Below are 20,966 nucleotides of genomic sequence, written 5' to 3'. Positions count from 1 at the left end.
TGTTGGTTGATCACCGCCAAGATCACAACCAACAGAGGAATGATACGCCATGTCCGAGTCTAACCTGCATGCTCTTTCACAACCAGAGGTAGCCAGCAACGACCCGTTGCACGAGTTGATCCGGCAGGGTGCCCGGGACCTGATCGCACAGGCCGTTGAGACGGAGCTGGAGAGCCTGTTGAAGCAGTACGCGGACGTCAAGACGCCGGATGGCCGCCGTGCTGTGGTGCGTAATGGGCACCTTCCCAAACGCGCTGTTCAGACAGGCGTCGGCGACGTAGAAGTCCAGGTTCCCAAAGTCCGGGATCGCAGTGGCTCCGGTATTCGCTTCAACAGCCACCTGCTGCCACCGTACCTGAAGCGCGCCCGGAGTCTGGAGGAACTGATTCCCTGGCTCTACCTGCGTGGCGTTTCCTCCGGTGACTTCCAGGAGGCCCTGAGCGCGCTGGTCGGCGAGCAGGCCAATGGCCTGTCGGCGAACACGGTCTCCCGGCTCAAGTCGAAGTGGCTTGATGAGCACAAGGGCTGGCAGCGACGGGACCTGAGTCAGAAACGCTATGTGTACTGGTGGGCTGACGGCGTGTACAGCAACGTCCGTCTGGATGACCGGCTCTGCCTGCTGGTGATCATCGGCGTGACCGAGCATGGTCACAAGGAGCTGGTGGCTGTCGAGGACGGCCACCGGGAGTCCGAAGCCAGCTGGCGAGAGCTACTCACGGATTTGCGGGAACGTGGCTTGGAGCCCTCGCCCAAGCTGGCTGTTGGCGACGGCGCACTGGGCTTCTGGAAGGCTCTGAGCAAGGTGTTTCCGGACACCCGGCATCAGCGGTGCTGGGTGCATAAGACCGCCAACGTGTTGGACAAGCTGCCCAAGTCGGTACAACCGAAGGTGAAGTCAGCCTTGCATGAAATCTACCTGGCGGAGACCCGAGACAGCGCCCACAAGGCGTTCGACAGCACCTTGAGACGATTCCGAGACAAGTACCCGAAGGCCATGGAAAACCTGGAGAAGGACCGGGATGAGCTGCTGGCCTTCTACGATTTTCCGGCGACTCACTGGATTCACTTGCGGACCACCAATCCGATTGAATCCACGTTTGCCACGGTGAGGCTCAGAACCAAGCGGAGCCGCTCCTGTGGCAACCGGGACACCACGTTATCGATGGTGTTCAAACTGCTCCAATCCGCCCAGAAACGCTGGAAGCGGATCAAGGGGTTCGACCAACTGAAGCTGGTCGTGGATAACGTACAGTTTCAGGATGGAATACAGGTGGAAGATCAATCTGACAGGAACGCTGCCTGATGGTCATACACCAGATTTGACAATAACTCAAGTATGAGTTTCGTTTACCGTTCTACAGGACCATTTTGAAGAAAGTATGGCACGTCGAATTACGCAACTCGGGGGACGACTTCACGTGGCAGACAGCCATGCGTTAATACATAACCAATCGGTCAACCGGACGCCAAAAGCGGGGCGCTTTTGGTTCCCTCCGCTGCGCTCCGGCGCCGGTTACCATCAGCGTTATGGTCGTCAGTGGATAATTCAGTGTAAGATTTAACACCCGAAAACCAAAGGAGAAATTGGCATGGAATGCCCCGATATTAGCAGTCTAAAGTTAGACCGAGCCGATGAAGAAGCTCTTGAAGAGATCAGAAGAGCCCAGCGCGCAGGCAATCTGCTCGAAGTCGTAATGCCCGCCGGAGTGATGGCGACGATATTCCTCGGTAATAATGCCGCACAAGCCACCTATAACATCCACTCTACCGATTGGGTCCTGTTTGCCCGCGCCATGAGTACCCTCCCTGACATGATCCGTGCGAGAGTTAGTCAGGTTGCCAAAATCCGAATTCTCACTGGTAGTCTCAGCTATGAACAGCGGCAATTTTGGGACGCGGTAGACAAAGGCTGCGGAGGATATTGAGATGCTAAAGCTATTTATGTCAGGGCTATTACTTGCACTCTCGTCGTTGTCCGTAGCAGAAGCACCGGATGGAAATCATCACTACATCACGAGCAAAATCGCGAAGTACACTCAAGCATTTGATCGTTGTAATCAGATCGCAGAGAGAAGGGATCTACCTAGTAAAGAAATAATTGCCGAACTGGCTGATTTCACTCAACGTGATATCGAGCGCCTACTGATGTCAAAGGCCGCATTGTTGCGTCAAGAGTGCGAAAAAGCCGAGTTGACGGAACTCGCTTACGCAATCTTGATCACGGAAAATGAGGAGCTTCAGCAACAAACTCGAGAGGCTATCTCAGCCATCAAGGTGCTGGCGTTCTCTGGCGACATTCGAAAATTTCAAGCGATTTATCAGTCCGTTCCCGCTGAAATTAGGCAGACGTTAGAAGACACTGGCTATTTTGACCGACCTTTTGATGATCGTAAGCTACTCGATGCAATCCGCGAAAAGCCATAACAATGTGGTCAACGGGACGCCAACTACGCTGCGCTCGTGTGTCATGACGAAAGACTTCAGTCTTTCTTGCTGTACTCAAGATGAGGGAAGGCCCCTCGGTCTCGGTGACCAGACACCGGGATCAAACCGCCCTGTGCGGCTTGCATTAAGAGTGCGGGTCGTGAGCGACATGGGAAAAGGCCGTCAAGAGCGGTCAGGTACGTACCCAAGGAGATGAACGAAAGTGAACCGCCGATAAGGGGTCGAAATGTAGACAGATGTTGTCAGAACCGGGGACCGAGCGTCTCCCCGGGATGAGCTGTGACGTGAGCTGGCACAACGGACACAGCGGCAGCCGGTCTTGAGGCGGCATGACCTGGGTACAGGCTTGAGTATGGAACATGAGAACCTGTCGTCCTGATGTTAAGGGAGAAGCACAAGTGGAGATCCCACGAGGCGAGAGTACCGATGCAGGACACAGGGACGGATTGGCCCGTAGTAGTGTGGAAACACCTGTAATGGGTGTGGAGCGAAGGGGGCAAGTTATCCCGTCGGATCTAGATGGCCAACCGAATTCCGGGAGGAGCCGTCAGGGTCAGGCAAAACCATTTACCATCCCGAAGGCCTTGGTCTATCAGGCCTACAAGCGGGTTCGGGCCAACAAAGGTAGCGCCGGGGTAGATCATCAGAGTCTGGAAGACTTTGATGGTGACCTCAGCAATAACCTTTACAAGCTTTGGAACCGTTTGTCCTCAGGAAGCTATCATCCACCACCGGTTTTGCGCGTGGAGATCGAAAAGGCGGATGGGGCAACCCGTCGTCTCGGCATCCCAACGGTTGCCGACCGCATTGCGCAGCTGGTGGTCAAGCTGCTGATTGAACCGGAACTGGAACAACACTTCCACCCGGACTCTTACGGCTACCGCCCGGGAAAGTCAGCGCACGATGCGCTGAAACAGACTCAGGCCCGGTGCTGGAAGAAAGCCTGGGTGCTGGATATGGACATTCAAGGCTTCTTCGACAACATCGACCACAACCTATTAATGAAGGCCGTGGATCGTCATGTGACCGAGGACTGGCAGAAGCTGTACATCCGGCGCTGGCTAAGCGCGCCGGTTCAGTTGGCGGATGGTTCCGTGGAGGAACGCGATCGGGGCACGCCGCAAGGCGGTGTGATCAGTCCCTTACTGGCAAACCTGTTCCTGCACTACGTCTTTGATCGCTGGGTGGAGAAGCGCTGGGGTGGCATCCAGTTCGAACGCTATGCGGACGATATCGTATGCCATTGTTCCAGTGAACGGGAAGCTCAAGCACTGAAATCGGTCCTTGAGGCACGATTCACAGCGTGTGGCTTGACGCTCCATCCCCGCAAGACAAAGATTGTGTATTGTAAGAGCGAGTACAACCGGCGGGACTACCCGGAGATCGCGTTTGATTTTCTGGGTTACACCTTCCGACCGCGGCTGATCCGCAACCGGTTGGGACAAAAGAAAGTCTACTTCACGGCGGCCATCAGCCAGAGTGCAGCGAAAGAGATCCGCAAGCAGATCAACGAGTGGCCCTGGAAATGGTGGCGACAGAAAGAACTCGGGCAGTTCGCTCGATTCTGTCAGTCCCGCCTCCGAGGCTGGATGCAGTACTATAGCCTGTTTGGCCGCAGTTACATTCGGAATGTGCTGTTTCATTTCGATCTGAGGTTGAGCCGGTGGGCATTAGGGAAGTATCGGAAACTCAGAGGTCTGTTACAGGCTGCCCGGAGAGTGAATGGACTGCGTCGGCGACGGCCGGATCTATTTGCGCACTGGGCAGGATCAAGGGCAGTGGTTGGATAACAAGAGCCGTATGAATCGAGAGGTTCACGTACGGTTCTGTGAGAGGCTTTGGGGGTGGTTCCCAGGGCCTACTCGACCGCACCGGCAGCTTACCCAAGGCGTTAGAGCAGCAGGCATCGGATATCGCAGACATTGGGAGTATGCACTTTGGTTCAGTATCTTTTTCGTAAGCCCAAGTATCCAATCCTCATCGAAACAGATGGGCGAGTCATGGGTGCCCGCAGTGCAGAAAGGATTGATCGCCTATGCAAGCAGTCATCGTTCACCGCTAAGCAGACTTATATTGTTATCGACTCTATCGGAGAAGGTTGGAGTTTTTCTCCCGACCACAACGTCATAAGTCCGCTCGCCATGCACAAAAGATGGACAAAGGCAAAAATCATAGAGCTGTTCAACGCATCACTGGATCAAACGCAAAGTGACGCCCATTACAAATCAGGGAGCCTATCGAGCAAGCGGTTAGAGAAAATTGTCCGAGAAATCGTTGAACATGAGAGCAAGCTCTAACAATCACAGGCACGGCGACGTCTACTACATTGCGGCTTCGCCTCCATTCCGCAGCCGCGCGTGCTGTTGGCGTTATGCAAAAAAAACGGTCGTCTTGACGTACGTACCTATAGGCGTACACTTGATGGAAGTTTGAACACGCAAGAGGTGCGTCATGACCGGAATCACAGCAACTGAGGCGCGCAGCAACCTTTATCGGTTGATTGACGAGACCGCCGAGTCCCACCAACCAATCGTCATCATGGGTAAGCGGAACAAAGCCGTCCTGGTTTCCGAGGAAGACTGGTCTGCAATTCAGGAAACACTTTACCTGCTCTCCGTACCCGGTATGCGGGAGTCTATTCGTGAGGGGATGGATACCCCCGTGGATGAATGCGATGAGGAGCTGGACTGGTGACATGGACGTTGGTTTACACCAAGCAAGCCCAGAAAGATGCAAAGAAGTTGGCCTCCAGCGGCCTCAAACCAAAAGCCCAGGAACTGTTAGCGCTGATAGCGGAAGATCCGTACCGCAAGCCGCCTCCGTTTGAGAAGCTTATTGGTGATCTTGCGGGGGCCTACTCTCGCCGCATCAATATTCAGCATCGTCTGGTCTACCAAGTGCTTGAGAACGAGCGAGTGGTGAAAGTCCTCAGGCTCTGGAGTCACTACGAATAATGCATAACCAGCCGCTGTTGCCGGACAACTTTTCCACCGCTTCGCGGCTCCAAAATTGCTGCAAAGCTTCGTGTTAGCTAGTGAGTACAAAAAGCACACAATGTGCTATTCTTTGACCCATGAAACCTATCACATGGAACCCAGAGAAGAACAAGCTTCTCCAAGCAGAAAGGAACGTTTATTTCGAGGATGTGGTTTTGCATATCTCGGTTGGAGGCATCTTGGATACGTTCGAGCATCCGAATCAGGGGCTATATCCGGGGCAACAAATCCATGTGATTGAGATAGAGGGGTATGCGTATTTAGTGCCCTTTGTGGAGTCAGAGGATGAGGTTTTTCTGAAAACGATCATCCCGAGCCGGAAAGCGACCAAAACCTATTTGGGAGGTCCAAAATGAGTAGGCTGGATAAAGAAGAGCAGGAAATTCTGGATGCATTTGATGCAGGAGAGCTGCAGCGGTCGCCAGAAAGTGAGGAAAGGAAAGCACGGCACCAACAGTACGCCGAGGCTATGTTCAAGAAAGATGCCCGTATTAACATCAGACTCTCCTCCAAGGATCTTAGGGGACTCCAGAAGAAAGCCCTGGCGGAAGGCATCCCATACCAAACACTTGTTGCCAGCATCCTTCATAAATATGTGGAAGGTCGCTTGCACGAGGATCGATAGCTAACCAGGCCATGCACCGGATGCCAAAACCTCCGCTTCGCTCCGGCTTTGTCACCGGTGACGGCTGGCGTTAGCTGTGATTGCCCCACCTGAAAGTGATACTATAGTGTCACTATTGGTCTGATTTAGGGTGAGCCCATGAAAGTTGAGCTTGTTACGAACCTCAAGCGCCAAGCCACAAAGATTCTGGCAGATCTGCACTTGTCTAAGGAGCCGATACTGATCACGGAGCATGGTCAACCATCGGCATATCTTGTCGATGTGCAGGATTACGAGTTTATGCAGCGCCGACTTGAGCTGCTTGAGGGGCTCTCACGGGGAGAGCGTGCTGTACTTGAGGGAAGAACGTACAGCCAAAGTGAGGCCAGGGAGAAAATGAGTAAATGGCTGAAGTAATCTGGACGGAGCCTGCCCTTCAAGAACTGGATGCCATAGCTGAGTACATTGCTCTGGATAATCCTGTTGCCGCAAGTCATCTGGTCCAAGAAGTTTTCGATAAGACCGAGCGCTTGGAAGATTTTCCCCAATCCGGACGGATTCCTCCAGAGCTCCCTAATTCGGTATACAGGGAGGTAGTGGTTCCACCGTGTCGCATTTTTTATCGTGAGGATAAGAAGCGGGTTCTCGTCCTCTATGTCATGCGAGAGGAGCGGCAGCTTCGTGCGTACATGCTTGGGAACAGCTAACCAGGCGCGTCATTCGGATGCCTTTGTCCCCGCTTCGCTACGTCGAAGTCACCGGTGCGCTTCGGCGTTAGATCAGTAGTGATACCGGAGTTGGGCGATAAGCAAAGCGTCATCCGTGACTTTGTAAACTATTCGGTGTTCTTCGTTGATTCGGCGAGACCAGTATCCGGCGAGGCTGTGCTTGAGGGGCTCTGGCTTGCCAACGCCTTCGAACGGTTCTCGCTTGGTCTCTTTGATCAGCTTGTTGATTCGGTTAAGAATCTTTTTATCGGTTTTCTGCCAGTACAGATAGTCTTCCCAAGCGTTCTCGGAGAAGATGAATTTCATTCAAGAAGTTCCTTTTCTTGACCACCGCCTTGCTCCAGCTCGGCAACGGATTCCAGCAAACGCCGTGCGTTTTTGGGTGCGCGCAGAAGGTATGCAGTTTCTTGGAGCGCCTCATAGTCCTCCAGGGAGATCATAACCACTGACTGGGACTTGCTCCGGGTAATGATCACAGGGGAATGGTCTTCACAGACCTGCTCCATGGTTTTTGCTAGATTGGTTCTAGCGGCTGTGTAGCTGATGGCATCCATAAGATTGCTCCTGTACAGGATGTTGATCATGGACAGGATACCGTACGTCAGAGGATTTAACAATCGGCTGCACAGCGACCGATCTTCCGCCGCTTCGCGGCTCCAAACCGGCGCAGTAGCCGGGCGTTAAATGCCGGTGATAGCCAGGTCCAAAGCTCCAACAATCTGGTCTCTGAAATGTGAGAGAGAGCCAATCGGACTTTTGAGATGTTTTTCAGGCACGGAGGAAATTTGGGGAGTTAACAGCAACAGCTCCTGATCGGCAAAGCTGATTTCGGGGGTTAGCCCTTGCATGGCTTCGCCACCGAAGGCAGAACGTTTGCCCAAAGGGATAACAATGCGAGTTGCCAAATCGCTCAGAAGGCTGCTTTGAATATCTACAAGGTAAGGATAGTGAGCCTTGCTGATTTTGCTCGGGTTGGGGTACACATCGAACTGTGCCATCAAAACTCCCTGAATTCGTCGCCAAAGCATCCATGCTGTTCGACAAAGTCGTTGTAACTTTTTATCGCAGCGCGATTTTCTTCAACCCATCGAGCGGCTTCGCGTTTCGAAAGCTCTTCTTTCAAAGCACGTTCCAGGGTGGCAGACAGGTTAATGTTCAGTTCCCGGGTTTTACGCAAAAGGTCGCTATTGATTGAGAGGTTCGCTGCTTTTTTGGGGGCGGCTGAGTTATAGAGTTCGGCCATGGGGGCCTCCCAGAGGATATAGAATACAAAGTCTGATCTTATGCGCATAGTTATGCGCATGCAACATTTAACCAATGGCTGTTGTCGGACGTGCCTGCGCTGGCGCTCCGGAGCGCCGCAAACCGGCGCGCAAGCCGGGCGCTCGCGAATAAGGGGTATATCTATGGCCCGCGTCCTAAACTACAAGAAAGAGCACGAAGGTGAGCTAATAGCGCTCTTAGGTAAGGAGCCTGACTGGAGTTCGTTTTTGAGCGACGATGCAATGGATACGTTCAAGCAGGTATTGCTCGAAAGTGAAACCTTTGTGTGCGAAAGCACAGGCACTATCTGCGGCTATCTCCGTGCCTTGGTGGATGGCTTTGGCATCTACATTAGTGAATTGTATGTTGCTCCACATTACAGGAGGCATGGCTATGGCTCACAGCTGCTGGCAAAAATTAAGCATAAATATCCGAGCCAGCCTGTTTATGTGCTCTCAGATGAGGATGCCTACTATGAGAAGCTCGGTTATCGGCGGGTTGGCTCGGTCTTTCAACTATAAAATGGCCAGCAAGTGCCTGAGGGCTGCGGATTGCCTGTCTGAATCGATCAGTCGACGGAGCCTGAAATGAGAATAACCCTGCTGATCATTGCCTTATTCTGGTCCCTTCCAGCTTCGACCCAGACACTCCAGGTTATGGGGTCAGACGAGGGTTTTCTGCCGTTTTACTACGGTGACAATCTGGACAAGGGCATTTTGGTCGAGGTGATCAATAATTTTGGCTTGGAGGCCGGTATCGCCGTCGCGTTCCACCCGATGCCGCGTAACCGCCAGGTCTGGGCGCTGGAAGAAGGGCGAGCCAATGCGGTTTTCGCCAACCCGCGGTGGATGCCACTGCCGGACCGGATGCACGCTGTTGGGCCGGTATTAACCTGGCGTGACCGTGTGTTCGCGCAACCTGGCCGACAGCCGGGCTCCTTCGATGACCTTCAGGGCAGCATCTGCCTGCGCAGATGGTTTGTTTACAGCGATCAACTCGAGCGGCGGGTCGGTACCAACCTGAGCCGCCATGACGCCTACAATGCCCAGCAGATGCTGGACATGTTTCTGCACAAACGGTGCGATTACATCGTCATGAACGAGTTGGAGTTCCGGTTTATGGCGCGGCAGCTGGACATCGATCCGCACCGGTACAGCACCGAACTGATCGTCGCCGAATGGCCCGTCTATCTCGGTATCCTCAAAACCGAGACGGCTCTGATTGAAGCGGCGGAAGCGTTCCTTTCTACCTACACAGTTGATGTAGACACCATGCTACCGAACCTGCCGCCGCCGGACCGGCATATCTCGATTGAGCCGGACAAATAGGGCACCTACTTGCGTACATGCTTGTATTAGCCAACCTGTCGCGTGACTCGGATACCTGAACTGAAACTTTCCATATCCCGCCCCCGTAGCTTGATGAGCAGGCGTCGGGAGCGCGGTCATCGTTGTGTTTGATGGCTCTTCGATCCCTTGCGGTTAAGAAACTACGATCAACTTAGCCCGGATTTCTCATGAGAAGGTAGCGTAAGGAAGGAAGAAGCGGCTGAAAGTGTTATGATTTCAAGCTCCTACACAAAAAACCAACACTAACCGCCGCTATCCAAAATGGTACCCGAAAAGCTGACCTTCTCGCCATTCTCTCGCCGCCAAATTGAAGCCGATTTTTCCGGTGGTCATATCACCTCCGATGCTGGACTGCTCCTGCTTCGGGAAGTCGACAAGCAACACAGCCTGACTCAGCGCCTGGCCTTGGTGCTCAACGATTCACGGAATCCAGTGCTGGTGCGCCACAAGCTGGAAACCATGACTCGACAACGGGTCTTCGGCGTGGCGGCAGGATACGAAGACCTGAACGATCATGAGGCGCTGCGCTTTGATCAGGCTCTGCAAACCGCCGTCGGCAAAGAGAGCGATTTAGCCGGCAAGTCCACGCTCTGCCGAATGGAGCAGCAGGTGGACAGGCAATCGGTGGTCAAGGCCCACGAATTGCTGTGGCAGCATTTCATCGAACAGCACGAGACACCGCCGAAGGAAATCGTGCTGGATTTTGATGGCACCGATATTCCGGTTCATGGTGACCAGCCCGGCAAGTTCTTTAACGCCTATTATGATCACCATTATTACTTCCCGCTGTACGTCTTCTGCGGCCGTCACAACTGGTCCGGGACACGCACCAAAAAGTCGGTGAAAAAGTCTCCGCCACTTATCGGTTCAGGTATCAGGCGCATTCCTGGAAATTCCCTCGCTGGGTGGTGGCCCGCCTGGAAGAAGGCGAGCTGGGTTCCAACCCTCGCTTCGTGATCAGCTCCCGCTATGACGACGGTTTTAAGCTCTATTACGAACAGGGCCGGATGATGCAGACCTGACCAAATGGGCGTTCCGGGTGTGCCGTAATGTGTGGATAGACGAATGCCGGGCCAGAAAGGTTCGCCGGGAAGCGGCCGAAAAGCCGGAGTTGTCGGATGGCCAGGTCATCAACGGCGAGCACCACACCACCCAGCAGATCGAATGGAGCAGGGTGGATGCGGCAATGGCGGAGCTGCCCCAGGACCAGCGCCAGATTATCTCACTGGTGGCCATTCAGGGCCTGCCCTACAAAGTAGTGGCCGATATTCTGGAAGTCCCCACGGGTACCGTAATGAGCCGCCTGGCTCGAGCAAGAGCCGCGTTAAGTGAGGCATTGGCGCCGGCGGCGGGTATGAGGACCGAATCATGAACATCACAGACGAAGTACTGTCCGCGTTTCTCGATAACGAACTGAGCGAGCCGGAAATGAACGCGGTGCGCGATCAGATCGCCCTGGACCCGGCCCTGGCGGACCGGCTGGCGGAACTGGCCTCGGTGGATGCCGAGTTGCAGCGGCATTACGGGGCCATTGATCAACAGCCCATGCCGGATGGGGTAACGCAATTGCTGGCGCAGGCCGCCCCCGAGAACCGCCCGGACAACGTGGTGGGCTTTCCCTGGTGGCGCCGGCTGAAGGAACATTCCGGTAAAGCGGTGGCTGCCGCCGTGGTGGCCGGCTTCGCCATGACCCAGTGGCTGGGTTCACCGGCGGTGGACGATCCCGCTTGGCCGTCCATCGCCCAGGCCCTGGAACAGAAGCCCAGCGGCCAGGCCTATGAGGTTGGTTCCGATACCACCGTCATGCCGAGACTGACCTTCCGAAGCCAGGCTGGCGACTGGTGCCGTCAGTTCCGAGTTGATCAACCGGCGGCCTCTTCTGAAAACGTTGCTTGCCGGGATGCCAGCGGCACGTGGCAGGCCGTGGCCCACGCCGAGGTTGAACCGCACCAGCCCGACCAAACCTACCAGACAGCCAGTGGTGGTCAGGCCATGGACGATACCCTGGATCAACTGATGGTTGGCCCCGCACTGAGCCGGCAAGATGAGCAACAGCTGCTGCAAGATGGGTGGGACAGCCCCTGAGTCCTGGCAATGGGCCAAGTGTTGGGTCGACCCGGACTACCGCCTGAAACGGTAGCCGGGTTCGGAATATTTGAATCCTTCCTCACATTTCGGTAACCTTTTTATTAATTGAACGTTCAATTAATGAAAAATACGGAAAAGCGCACGCCTGCCATGCCAAAAGTCGGAATCAAAGACACCCGTCGCCAACAGTTGATCGACGCCACCATGGAGTCCATCGCCGAGCTGGGGATGCAGAACACCACTATTGTCAGTATCAGCAAACGGGCAGGCATGTCGTCCGGGATTATCAGCCATTACTTCGGGGGCAAGCAGGGGCTGATCGAAGCGGCCTTGCGGTATTTGCTGGACCAGCTCGGCAAGGAGCTGCGGGAGCGCATGGCGAAAACCGATCGCTCCCCGGCCCAGCGGCTGGATTGCATCATTGAGTCCAACTTTTCCGAGTTCCAGCGCTCGGCGCTGGCGGCGAAAACCTGGCTCAGCTTCTGGGCCCGTTCCATGCACGAGCCGGGGCTGAAGCGGCTGCAGCAGATCAACAACGCCCGGCTGTATAGCAACCTGCGCTACTCGTTTGCCCAGGTGTTGCCACCAGAGCAGGCCACGGAAGCGGCCCGACAAACCGCAGCGATGATTGACGGCTTCTGGTTGCGCAGCGCCCTGAGCCTGGACCCGGCCGAAAGCTTTGAAGCCGGTGAGCGGCTTTGCAAGCAGTTTGTTCACGAGACACTGGCCCGGGCAAGCGCCTGAGCCAACACGAATGCCATGGCCCACAAGGCCTGAAGACACTGAATCGAGGTTACCAACCGCTTATGTCTGCATCTGCTCCTGTTGTTCAGAACTTTGTCCACGGCCGTTTTCTGGCCAACCGTTCCGGTGAGACCTTCCCGGTGGTGAATCCGGCCACCGGCCAGGTGATTTACCAGGTGGAAGTGGCGGATGAAGCCATCCAGCAGGCCGCCATTGAAAGTGCCCGCGCCGGGTTTGCCCAGTGGGCGGCCACTCCGGCCATTGAGCGCAGCCGGATTCTGCTCAAAGCGGTGGCGCTGCTCAGAGAACGTAATGACGAACTGGCGGCGGTGGAAGTACGTGACACCGGCAAACCCTGGCAGGAAGCCGAAGCCGTGGATGTGGTGACCGGTGCTGATGCCATCGAGTTCTTTGCCGGCCTGGCGCCGTCCATCGAGGGCAACCAGCAGGACCTGGGCGGTGATTTTTACTACACCCGTCGGGAGCCGCTGGGCATCTGTGCTGGCATCGGCGCCTGGAATTATCCCATCCAGATCGCCTGCTGGAAGTCCGCCCCGGCGCTGGCCTGTGGCAACGCCATGATCTTCAAGCCGTCGGAAGAAACCCCCATGGGCGCGGTGAAGCTGGCGGAAATCTTCATCGAGGCCGGCGTGCCGGCGGGCGTGTTCAACGTGGTGCAGGGCGCCGCCGAGGTGGGCCAGTGGCTGACCCATCACCCGGAGATTGCCAAGGTGTCGTTCACCGGCGAAGTGGCCACCGGCAAGAAGGTGATGGCCGCGGCTGCTTCTTCCCTGAAGGACGTGACCATGGAGCTGGGTGGCAAATCCCCGCTGATCATCTTTGACGATGCGGATCTGGAGAACGCCATCTCTGCAGCCATGGTGGGCAACTTCTACACCCAGGGTGAAATCTGCACCAACGGCACCCGGGTGTTTGTACACGAAGACCTCTACCCGCGCTTTATCGAGCGCCTGCTGGAACGCACCCGCAAGAACATCAAAGCCGGTGACCCGATGAACCCGGCAACCAACTTCGGCGCCCTGATCTCCAAAAAGCACCAGGAACTGGTCTTGGGCTACATCAGCAAGGGCATTGCCGAAGGCGCCACCCTGAGCCACGGCGGCCGGGCCTTCGAGCCGGAGGATTCCAAAGGCGGTTACTTCGTGGAGCCCACGATCTTCACCGACTGCACCGACGACATGGCCATCGTGAGGGAAGAGATTTTCGGACCGGTGATGTCGGTGCTCACTTTCCGTGACGAAGACGAGGTGATTGCCCGTGCCAACAACACCGACACCGGCCTGGCCGCCGGGGTGTTCACCAATGACATCCGCCGGGCGCACCGGGTGATTCACCAGATCCAGGCGGGCATCTGCTGGATCAACAGCTACGGTGCCTCACCGGCGGAAATGCCGGTGGGCGGCTACAAACTCTCCGGCATTGGCCGGGAAAACGGGCGCGAGACCATTGCTCATTACACCCAGATCAAATCGGTGTATGTGGGCATGAACGACATCGACGCCCCGTTTTAATCCCGGAGGTCACAGAGGAGAATGCGTATGACAGAAAACCGATACGACTACATCATTGTGGGCGCGGGCTCGGCCGGCTGTGTGCTGGCCAACCGCCTCACCGAAGACGCCCGCCACCGGGTGCTGCTGCTGGAAACTGGTGGCAGCGACAAGAGCATCTTTATCCAGATGCCCACCGCCCTGTCCATCCCCATGAACACCAAGAAGTACGCCTGGCAGTTTGAGACCGAGCCAGAACCGTACCTGGACAACCGCCGCATGCACTGTCCCCGGGGCAAGGTGCTGGGCGGCTCCTCGTCCATCAACGGCATGGTCTATGTTCGTGGCCACGCCCGGGATTTCGACGAGTGGGATTCCGAGGGCGCCACGGGCTGGCATTACCAGAACGTACTGCCGTATTTCAAAAAGGCGGAGACCTGGGCCTTTGGCGGTGATGACTACCGGGGCGACACCGGCCCGCTGGGCGTCAACAACGGCAACAACATGCGTAACCCGCTGTACAAGGCGTTCATCAAGGCGGGTGTGGATGCCGGCTACCTGGAAACGGCCGATTACAACGGCGCCCAGCAGGAAGGCTTCGGTGCCATGCACATGACCGTGAAGAACGGTCGTCGCTGGTCAACGGCCAACGCCTACCTGCGCCCGGCCATGGCGCGACCGAACCTGACGGTGGTGACCCACGCCCTTGTGCACAAGGTGCTGCTTGGTGGCGCGGATGGCAAAACCGCCACCGGTGTGCGTTATGAGCAGGGCGGCAAGATGCACGAGGCCAATGCCGCCGAGGAAGTGATTCTGTCTGCCGGTTCCATTGGTTCACCCCATTTGCTGCAGCTGTCCGGCATCGGCAAGCGAGCGGTGCTGGAACAGGCCGGTATTGAGGTCAAGCACGAGCTGCCCGGCGTGGGTGAGAACCTGCAGGACCACCTGGAATTCTACTTCCAGTTCCGCTGCAAACAGCCGGTGTCGCTCAACGGCAAGCTGGACTGGTGGAACAAGCTCAAGATCGGCGTGCGCTGGATTCTGCGCAAAGACGGGCTGGGCGCCACCAACCACTTCGAGTCCTGCGGTTTTATCCGCTCCAAAGCGGGTGTTGAGTGGCCAGACCTGCAATACCACTTCCTGCCGGCGGCCATGCGCTATGACGGCAAAGAAGCCTTTGATGGCGACGGCTTCCAGCTGCACATCGGCCACAACAAGCCGAAAAGCCGGGGCTATGTGCGGGTTCAGTCCTCCGATCCAAGACAGGCACCGGCCATTCGCTTTAATTATCTGGAGCACGAAGCCGACCGGGAAGGTTTCCGGGATTGCGTGCGCCTGACCCGCGAGATCATCAACCAGCCCGCCATGGACCAGTACCGCGGTGCGGAAATTCAGCCCGGCGTGGCTGTGCAGAGCGATGACGAAATCGATGCCTTTGTGCGCCAGGCGGTGGAGAGTGCCTACCATCCGTCCTGTTCCTGCAAGATGGGCACCGATCAACGTGCCGTGGTAGGCCCGGATACCCGGGTACACGGCATCAAGAACCTGCGGGTGGTGGATTCGTCCATCTTCCCCACCATACCCAATGGCAACCTGAATGCGCCCACCATCATGGTGGCCGAGCGGGCAGCCGACCTGATCCGGGGCAGGGAGCCCCTGCAACCTGAGGATGTGCCGGTCCAAATGGATGACCAGTGGCAGGCACACCAACGACCGGGGCAAGCAAAACGGGTGCTGATTTAGCGCCCGAAGCCCCGGCCCCGGGGGCGCAAGGCCTCCGGGGTTAGCAAACCATCAGGATTTCCCTATCAACGCGACGGCTGTGCTGGCCGTTTCCTGGGCGTCAGATAGGCAAGTCCTGGCCCGTAACGAGAAGAAAACGCGGGGGTTTGTGTCCGATTCGAATTAAGCAGCGCTTAAAAAGTAGAGGAGGAACACCCATGCTGTGCATTAAACTGAAAACAACCAACCGGAGGCTCTGCGCATGACACTCTGGTTATCCACAGGCCTGATCTTCACCTTCGCCGCCATTGCCCTGATTCTGTACAAATGGTGGGACGTACAGTGCATCGGTGTCACACCGGTTCGCACCCTGACGTTCATTGCCATTCTGTTCACCTCGGGCCTGGATGTGGGGCTGATCATGTTCCCGCTGACCGAGTTCGGCAGCTATGCCGATCTTTCTGCCAGCCCGGAATACGGGTTCGCCAACCCCCTGGCCATTGAATTTGGCTTCTGGGCCTTTCTGATCTGGGGGTTCTACTTCCTGACGTGTTTTTACTTTGCCATCATCGAGCCGAGGGTGAAGTTTTTTGAAATCCCGGTGGTGAAAATCATCAATAACGTGGTGATCATCGGTACCTGCGCCTTCACGGCGTACCTGTTGCTGGTGAACCTGCCCTGGTATCTGCCCCAGTTGGGCGACGGTGAAACCGTGATGCCGGCGTTCTATGTGATCGTGTTTGCGGCCATTGCCCTGGCGGTGTACTCCAGCTCCAAGATCAAATACGTGCGTATCCTGAGCATCGGCTCCAGCGTGTTGTTTATTGCCCTGATTGCCGGTATGTGGCTGCGGGCCTTTGCCCTGGGCAAGGGCTCACCGGCGGATTTCTTCGGTACCGCAGGCATGCTTGGGGAATACTTTACCAACATTCACCGATTTGCCCTGCCGATCAACGACTACCATGAGTTCTACCTGTTCTGGTGGTTCTCCTGGAGCATCATGATCGGCCAGTTCACCGCCCGTTTTGTCAGTGGCATCAAAACCTGGCAGTTGCTGATCGCCATGCTGGTGGTGCCGTCCATCGCCATCGGTGTGTGGTTCTCGGTGCTGTTCCACTACCACGCTGAGGGTCTGAAGATTGCGGCGATGACCAACCTGGCCATGATTTCGGTGGGGGTTCTGATGGTGGTGAACTCACTGGATTCGCTGATTCGACTGTACACCGATAACCTGAACCTGACTGCCCGGCGTATGGGCCGAATGAACTACGTGATCGTGAATTTTGGCGCCATGGTGATGCTGACCATGCTGTTCCAGCTCGATTTTCTGCGTATTCAATGGGTTGGAGCGTTGGTGATTGGCCTGTATTTCGCCTGTTTCGCCTACATTCTGGCAAACAAGCGGGCCGAGGTGGCGGCCATCAAATCGTCACCAAAAGAAAATATTCTGGATTTCCGAAAGATTGAACTTGCGGGATAAGGCCCCATACATAGGTTGAGCCTATCCTGGGTGTGGAAATAATCAATTTTCACTCAATAGGCCAAAGCCGTATCTTACGCACTGTTTTCAAGCCTAAACCCAAATGAACCAACAGGAGTTATTCTGAGATGGGTATCATTAACAGCGAAATCAAACCGTTCAACGCCACCGCATTCAAGCAGGGCGAGTTTGTTGAAATCTCTGAAGCAGACGTGAAAGGCAAGTGGGCCATTTTCTTCTTCTACCCGGCCGACTTTACCTTCGTTTGCCCGACCGAACTGGGCGATGTCGCTGACAAGTACGAAGAGCTGCAGAAGCTGGGCGTTGAAGTGTTCTCTGTGTCTACCGACACCCACTTCACCCACAAAGCGTGGCACGACACTTCCGAGACCATCGGCAAGATCAACTACTACATGGTAGGCGACCAGACTGGCACCATCACCAACAACTTCGGTGTGATGCGTGAAGGCCAGGGCCTGGCAGACCGCGCTACTTTCCTGATCGATCCGGATGGCGTTATCCAGGCGATGGAAATCACTGCTGAAGGCATCGGCCGTGACGCAGACGACCTGCTGCGCAAGGTTAAAGCTGCCCAGTACGTTCGCAACCATCCTGGCGAAGTATGCCCGGCCAAGTGGAAAGAAGGCGAAGAAACTCTGGCTCCGTCTCTGGACCTGGTTGGCAAGATCTAAGTTTCCCTGCACGGGTGAAACTTGCAAGAAGGCCCGCACAGCGGGCCTTTTTTGTATCTATCAATCGACTTTATGGAATCGTATAGGTCTGAGCTATCAGATGGGTTGGGTCAATCAATTTGAGAAGGCCCCGGCTTGCCCTTATCGTACCTGCAACTTCAGATAACGATTCATTTTTGAATTCAGACAGTTAGTTTCACGACATAAAGGGGAATACCAAACATGTTGGACGCCAATATCAAAGGACAGTTGAAGGCCTACATGGAAAAGCTGCAGCAGCCGATCGAGCTGGTAGCAGCCTATGACGACAGCAAGAAATCCCAGGAGCTGAAGCAGCTGCTGGAAGAAATCGAGCCGATGTCCGAGAAGATCAGCCTGCGGACCGAAGACTCCGCCGATGTGCGTCGTCCGTCGTTTGCCATCAACCGTGTGGGCACTGACATTGGCGTTCGTTTCGCCGGTATTCCCATGGGCCACGAGTTTACCTCCCTGGTACTGGCGCTGTTGCAGGTGGGCGGCCACCCGTCCAAAGCTTCCCAGGAAGTGATTCAGCAAATCCAGGAACTGGACGGAGAGTTCGAGTTTGAAACCTATTTCTCCCTGTCCTGCCAGAACTGCCCGGACGTGGTGCAGGCTTTTAACCTGATGAGTGTGCTGAACCCGAACATCAAGCACACCTCCATCGACGGCGCCCTGTTCCAGGACGAAGTCGAGCAGCGTGAGGTAATGGCGGTGCCGAGCGTGTACCTGAATGGCCAGCCCTGGGGCCAGGGCCGGATGACGCTGGAAGAGGTTGTGGCCAAGCTGGACACCAACTCGGCGGAGAAAGAAGCCAAGAAGATCAACCAGAAAGACGCCTTTGAGGTGCTGGTGATTGGCGGTGGCCCGGCGGGTTCTGCAGCGGCCATCTACGCCGCCCGTAAGGGGATTTCAACCGGTATTGCGGCCGAGCGCTTTGGTGGCCAGGTAGCAGACACCATGGGTATCGAAAACCTGATCTCCGTGCCTTACACCGAAGGCCCGAAGCTGGTGGCGGCTATGGAGGAGCACGTTAACGAATACGAAGTCGACATCATGAACATGCAGCGCGCGGAGAAGCTGATTCCCGCGGCGCAAACCGGTGGCCTGCATGAAGTGAAGCTGGCGAACGGCGGTTCCCTGAAAGCCCGCACGGTGATTCTGTCTACCGGTGCCCGCTGGCGCCAGATGGGTGTGCCGGGTGAGGAAGAGTACCGCAACAAGGGCGTGGCCTACTGCCCGCACTGCGACGGCCCGCTGTTCAAAGGCAAGCGCGTGGCGGTGATCGGTGGTGGTAACTCCGGCGTGGAAGCGGCAATCGACCTGGCCGGTATTGTTGGCCACGTAACCCTGATTGAGTTCGGTGAGCAAATGCGTGCCGACGAAGTGCTGCAGAAGAAACTGCGCAGCCTGAATAACGTGAAGATCATTACCTCCGGGCAGACCACCGAAGTGGTCGGCAAAGACGGTAAGGTCAGTGGCCTGAACTATACCGACCGTACCACCGGTGAAGCGCACCACGTTGAGCTGGAAGGCGTGTTTGTTCAGATCGGCCTGGTGCCGAACACCGAGTGGCTGAAAGGTGATATTGAGCTGAGCCAGCACGGTGAGATCATCGTAAATGATCGTAACGAGACCTCCATTCCGGGTGTGTTCGCCGCTGGCGATGCCACCACGGTTCCGTACAAGCAGATCGTGATTTCGATGGGCGAAGGTTCCAAAGCCGCCTTGAGTGCCTTCGATTTCCTGATTCGCAACTCCGCCGAGTAAGTTGTTCACGCAAGCCTGAATTCAGGCTGACCCCTGTAGCCGGCGCCCACGGGAAGTGGGTGGCCGGTTTTTTTATGGGTTGCTGGTGACGTCTTGCTCCAGGCTACCGGTCACTTCTGCCGGCTGGCCATCGGTTTCAAACAGGTGCCCGTAGGCGGCGCGCACCCCGTCAACGATAAAGTCGAAGGGCACGTCATCAAACACGCCGTGGTCGTTGATGTATTCCATATGGGCCTGGCCGTCTTCGGTGAACTCCTGGAACACGGAATCGTTCACGCCATCAAACTCCAACGGCTCCACCTTCATTAGCGCGCAAAGCTGCTTGTTAAACGCTGGTGTGGCCTTAACCCATTGGCCGTTCAGGTACAGCTCGATAAAGCCATGCATGCGGAAAATATCGGAGCGCAGCCACTCGATCAGCTTGGGGCTGGACAGGTGATTGCGCACATCGGCCAGGCCCAGCCGGCTGGGAATGCCGATATAGCGTGCAGCGGCGCCGAGCAGCACCGCTTTGGGAATGCAGTAGCTCTCGCGGGATTCCAGCGCGTAGCTGGCAGACAGGGTGTTTGGGTCGGTCTGGAATACATAAGGGTTGTACTGGACGCTGTCGCGCACCGCCAGGTACAACGCCTTGACCTGCTCTACCGGTTCATTGGGCACACCCTCAAGTTGCTGGTCAATCCAGTTTTTGACTTCTGGTTTGTCGTAATCGAAGAACTCGGTGGGCTTGAGGTAGTTTTCCATGGTGATCTTCCGGCATTGGCGCATGATTGGCCGATGATCTCTCGGTTAGCAAGCTATGGGCAATGACTTTTTCCACCATAACCGTTGCCCGGTGTAACCACAGCGTGCCGTGGCTCCGGCGGGTTAACTATGGCAGGCTGGAGCCTTTAACCGATGGATCGCATGAATCATGCCGTTGAGTGAAATTCTGGGCCAGTTGTTTGGTCTGGTGGCGCTGGCCTTCTGCATTGCCGGCTTCGCCAACAAGAACGACGACCGGCTGATGGTGCTACTGATCTCTGCCAACGTCGCATTTGCCCTGATGTTCGCCTTCTTCGAGAGCTGGACCGCGGCGGCCTTGACCGTGCTGGTGATCGTGCGCATTTCCCTGGCCCGCAAGTACCAGGGCAGTTGGCCGCTCATGCTGGCGATGCTGGGGGTTAACCTGCTGGTGGCCTGGGCAACCTGGCGAGCTGCCACCGATGTGTTTCCATTGGCGGCAGCCATCCTGGGCACCATCGGCATGTTCATGCTCCGAGGTATCCCGCTGCGCATTGTTCTGGGGCTCGCGGCGTTCTGCTGGATGCTGAACAACATCGTGATCGGTTCGGTGGGCGGGATTCTGGCCGAGGCCATGGTGCTGGTGACCAACGTCATTACCATTTACCGGCTGTATCGGATCCGTAAGAAGTATCCCGGGGTTGAAACCTAGGCCGCGTTTTGGCTTTTGGCTGTCTTTACGGCGATTCAGGGAGGCCAGGGCCAATTGCAGCCTAAAGTGACGGGCGTACCTTAGAGGGTATTGATAACAAAGATAAGCCCGGGAGATACCT

Annotated in this window: 25 protein-coding genes and 1 pseudogene; 21 read left to right on the top strand and 5 right to left on the bottom strand. The window is 56.1% G+C overall.

From position 1 onward, the window contains the following. The first annotated feature begins 49 nt into the window (after positions 1-49). The 9 genes from RVM24_RS16150 (at position 50) to RVM24_RS16110 (ending at position 6,752) form a co-directional block, all read left to right on the top strand. The gene (locus RVM24_RS16150) at positions 50-1,303 is read left to right on the top strand and encodes an IS256 family transposase (RefSeq protein WP_058092935.1); all 1,254 of its coding nucleotides are present in this window, start codon (positions 50-52) and stop codon (positions 1,301-1,303) included. A 286-nt stretch (positions 1,304-1,589) separates the two neighbouring features. Continuing rightward, complete coding sequence (locus tag RVM24_RS16145; protein WP_431474380.1) at positions 1,590-1,925, top strand: hypothetical protein; 336 nt, start codon at positions 1,590-1,592, stop codon at positions 1,923-1,925. A gap of 1 nt (position 1,926) precedes the next feature. Then, positions 1,927-2,424 (top strand): hypothetical protein, encoded by a 498-nt coding sequence (locus RVM24_RS16140; protein ID WP_431474379.1) that lies wholly within the window; start codon positions 1,927-1,929, stop codon positions 2,422-2,424. A gap of 497 nt (positions 2,425-2,921) precedes the next feature. Then, positions 2,922-4,235, top strand: coding sequence for a group II intron reverse transcriptase/maturase (ltrA, locus tag RVM24_RS16135; protein WP_431474378.1), 1,314 nt, complete (start codon positions 2,922-2,924; stop codon positions 4,233-4,235). A gap of 661 nt (positions 4,236-4,896) precedes the next feature. Beyond that, complete coding sequence (locus tag RVM24_RS16130; protein ID WP_058092928.1) at positions 4,897-5,139, top strand: type II toxin-antitoxin system Phd/YefM family antitoxin; 243 nt, start codon at positions 4,897-4,899, stop codon at positions 5,137-5,139. Beyond that, complete coding sequence (locus tag RVM24_RS16125) at positions 5,136-5,399, top strand: Txe/YoeB family addiction module toxin (protein ID WP_431474377.1); 264 nt, start codon at positions 5,136-5,138, stop codon at positions 5,397-5,399. The genes RVM24_RS16130 and RVM24_RS16125 overlap by 4 nt, the downstream gene beginning before the upstream one ends. A 394-nt stretch (positions 5,400-5,793) precedes the next feature. Further along, positions 5,794-6,066 (top strand): hypothetical protein, encoded by a 273-nt coding sequence (locus tag RVM24_RS16120; protein ID WP_319635247.1) that lies wholly within the window; start codon positions 5,794-5,796, stop codon positions 6,064-6,066. A 138-nt stretch (positions 6,067-6,204) separates the two neighbouring features. Beyond that, the gene (locus tag RVM24_RS16115; protein ID WP_022992576.1) at positions 6,205-6,462 is read left to right on the top strand and encodes a type II toxin-antitoxin system Phd/YefM family antitoxin; all 258 of its coding nucleotides are present in this window, start codon (positions 6,205-6,207) and stop codon (positions 6,460-6,462) included. Then, positions 6,450-6,752 carry a type II toxin-antitoxin system RelE/ParE family toxin gene (locus RVM24_RS16110; RefSeq protein ID WP_061332717.1) on the top strand — a complete coding sequence of 101 codons (303 nt, stop codon included), beginning with the start codon at positions 6,450-6,452 and terminating at the stop codon, positions 6,750-6,752. The genes RVM24_RS16115 and RVM24_RS16110 overlap by 13 nt, the downstream gene beginning before the upstream one ends. 72 nt (positions 6,753-6,824) lie before the next feature. On the opposite strand, the gene RVM24_RS16105 is transcribed toward RVM24_RS16110, so the two are convergent. The 4 genes from RVM24_RS16105 to RVM24_RS16090 all read right to left on the bottom strand — a co-directional run bounded on the left by RVM24_RS16105 (position 6,825) and on the right by RVM24_RS16090 (position 8,016). Then, positions 6,825-7,079 carry a Txe/YoeB family addiction module toxin gene (locus RVM24_RS16105; protein WP_431474376.1) on the bottom strand — a complete coding sequence of 85 codons (255 nt, stop codon included), beginning with the start codon at positions 7,077-7,079 and terminating at the stop codon, positions 6,825-6,827. After that, a complete protein-coding gene (locus RVM24_RS16100; RefSeq protein ID WP_012137510.1) occupies positions 7,076-7,327 on the bottom strand; it encodes a type II toxin-antitoxin system Phd/YefM family antitoxin in 252 nt (83 codons plus the stop codon). Before RVM24_RS16100 ends, RVM24_RS16105 begins: the two co-directional genes overlap by 4 nt. A 126-nt stretch (positions 7,328-7,453) precedes the next feature. Then, positions 7,454-7,771, bottom strand: a complete 318-nt coding sequence (locus RVM24_RS16095) for a CcdB family protein (protein ID WP_203301045.1) — start codon at positions 7,769-7,771, stop codon at positions 7,454-7,456. Continuing rightward, positions 7,771-8,016 carry a type II toxin-antitoxin system CcdA family antitoxin gene (locus RVM24_RS16090; RefSeq protein ID WP_319635244.1) on the bottom strand — a complete coding sequence of 82 codons (246 nt, stop codon included), beginning with the start codon at positions 8,014-8,016 and terminating at the stop codon, positions 7,771-7,773. Before RVM24_RS16090 ends, RVM24_RS16095 begins: the two co-directional genes overlap by 1 nt. Positions 8,017-8,179: 163 nt before the next feature. On the opposite strand from RVM24_RS16090, the gene RVM24_RS16085 reads away from it, so the two are divergent. The 11 genes and pseudogenes from RVM24_RS16085 to ahpF all read left to right on the top strand — a co-directional run bounded on the left by RVM24_RS16085 (position 8,180) and on the right by ahpF (position 19,410). Further along, positions 8,180-8,557 carry a GNAT family N-acetyltransferase gene (locus tag RVM24_RS16085; protein WP_431474375.1) on the top strand — a complete coding sequence of 126 codons (378 nt, stop codon included), beginning with the start codon at positions 8,180-8,182 and terminating at the stop codon, positions 8,555-8,557. 66 nt (positions 8,558-8,623) lie between these two features. Beyond that, positions 8,624-9,364, top strand: coding sequence for a substrate-binding periplasmic protein (locus tag RVM24_RS16080; protein ID WP_431474374.1), 741 nt, complete (start codon positions 8,624-8,626; stop codon positions 9,362-9,364). Between the two features lie 282 nt (positions 9,365-9,646). Next, positions 9,647-10,386, top strand: a pseudogene (locus RVM24_RS16075) (transposase); the annotation flags it as partial. 17 nt (positions 10,387-10,403) lie between these two features. After that, positions 10,404-10,757, top strand: coding sequence for an RNA polymerase sigma factor (locus RVM24_RS16070; protein ID WP_431475412.1), 354 nt, complete (start codon positions 10,404-10,406; stop codon positions 10,755-10,757). After that, complete coding sequence (locus tag RVM24_RS16065) at positions 10,754-11,470, top strand: hypothetical protein (protein ID WP_431474373.1); 717 nt, start codon at positions 10,754-10,756, stop codon at positions 11,468-11,470. The genes RVM24_RS16070 and RVM24_RS16065 overlap by 4 nt, the downstream gene beginning before the upstream one ends. A gap of 153 nt (positions 11,471-11,623) precedes the next feature. Continuing rightward, positions 11,624-12,217 (top strand): transcriptional regulator BetI, encoded by a 594-nt coding sequence (betI, locus tag RVM24_RS16060; protein WP_061332048.1) that lies wholly within the window; start codon positions 11,624-11,626, stop codon positions 12,215-12,217. A 62-nt stretch (positions 12,218-12,279) separates the two neighbouring features. Beyond that, positions 12,280-13,749, top strand: a complete 1,470-nt coding sequence (gene betB, locus RVM24_RS16055; protein WP_431474372.1) for a betaine-aldehyde dehydrogenase — start codon at positions 12,280-12,282, stop codon at positions 13,747-13,749. 27 nt (positions 13,750-13,776) lie between these two features. Further along, entirely contained in the window at positions 13,777-15,471 is a 1,695-nt protein-coding gene (gene betA, locus RVM24_RS16050; RefSeq protein ID WP_431474371.1) for a choline dehydrogenase, read from the top strand. A gap of 241 nt (positions 15,472-15,712) precedes the next feature. Beyond that, complete coding sequence (locus RVM24_RS16045) at positions 15,713-16,930, top strand: BCCT family transporter (protein WP_431474370.1); 1,218 nt, start codon at positions 15,713-15,715, stop codon at positions 16,928-16,930. Positions 16,931-17,058: 128 nt separating this feature from the next. After that, positions 17,059-17,622 (top strand): alkyl hydroperoxide reductase subunit C, encoded by a 564-nt coding sequence (ahpC, locus tag RVM24_RS16040; RefSeq protein WP_082780548.1) that lies wholly within the window; start codon positions 17,059-17,061, stop codon positions 17,620-17,622. A gap of 222 nt (positions 17,623-17,844) precedes the next feature. Beyond that, positions 17,845-19,410, top strand: a complete 1,566-nt coding sequence (ahpF, locus tag RVM24_RS16035; RefSeq protein ID WP_431474369.1) for an alkyl hydroperoxide reductase subunit F — start codon at positions 17,845-17,847, stop codon at positions 19,408-19,410. Positions 19,411-19,482: 72 nt separating this feature from the next. Here the strand turns inward: ahpF and RVM24_RS16030 are convergent, their stop codons facing one another. Then, the gene (locus RVM24_RS16030; protein WP_431474368.1) at positions 19,483-20,154 is read right to left on the bottom strand and encodes a transglutaminase-like domain-containing protein; all 672 of its coding nucleotides are present in this window, start codon (positions 20,152-20,154) and stop codon (positions 19,483-19,485) included. A gap of 169 nt (positions 20,155-20,323) precedes the next feature. On the opposite strand from RVM24_RS16030, the gene RVM24_RS16025 reads away from it, so the two are divergent. Then, positions 20,324-20,845 (top strand): YgjV family protein, encoded by a 522-nt coding sequence (locus tag RVM24_RS16025; RefSeq protein ID WP_431474367.1) that lies wholly within the window; start codon positions 20,324-20,326, stop codon positions 20,843-20,845. Positions 20,846-20,966: the final 121 nt, after the last annotated feature.

The sequence above is a fragment of the Marinobacter sp. KM021 genome, from assembly GCF_050707965.1.
Lineage (GTDB): Bacteria > Pseudomonadota > Gammaproteobacteria > Pseudomonadales > Oleiphilaceae > Marinobacter > Marinobacter shengliensis.
This window is presented reverse-complemented; position numbering and strand designations above follow the sequence as displayed.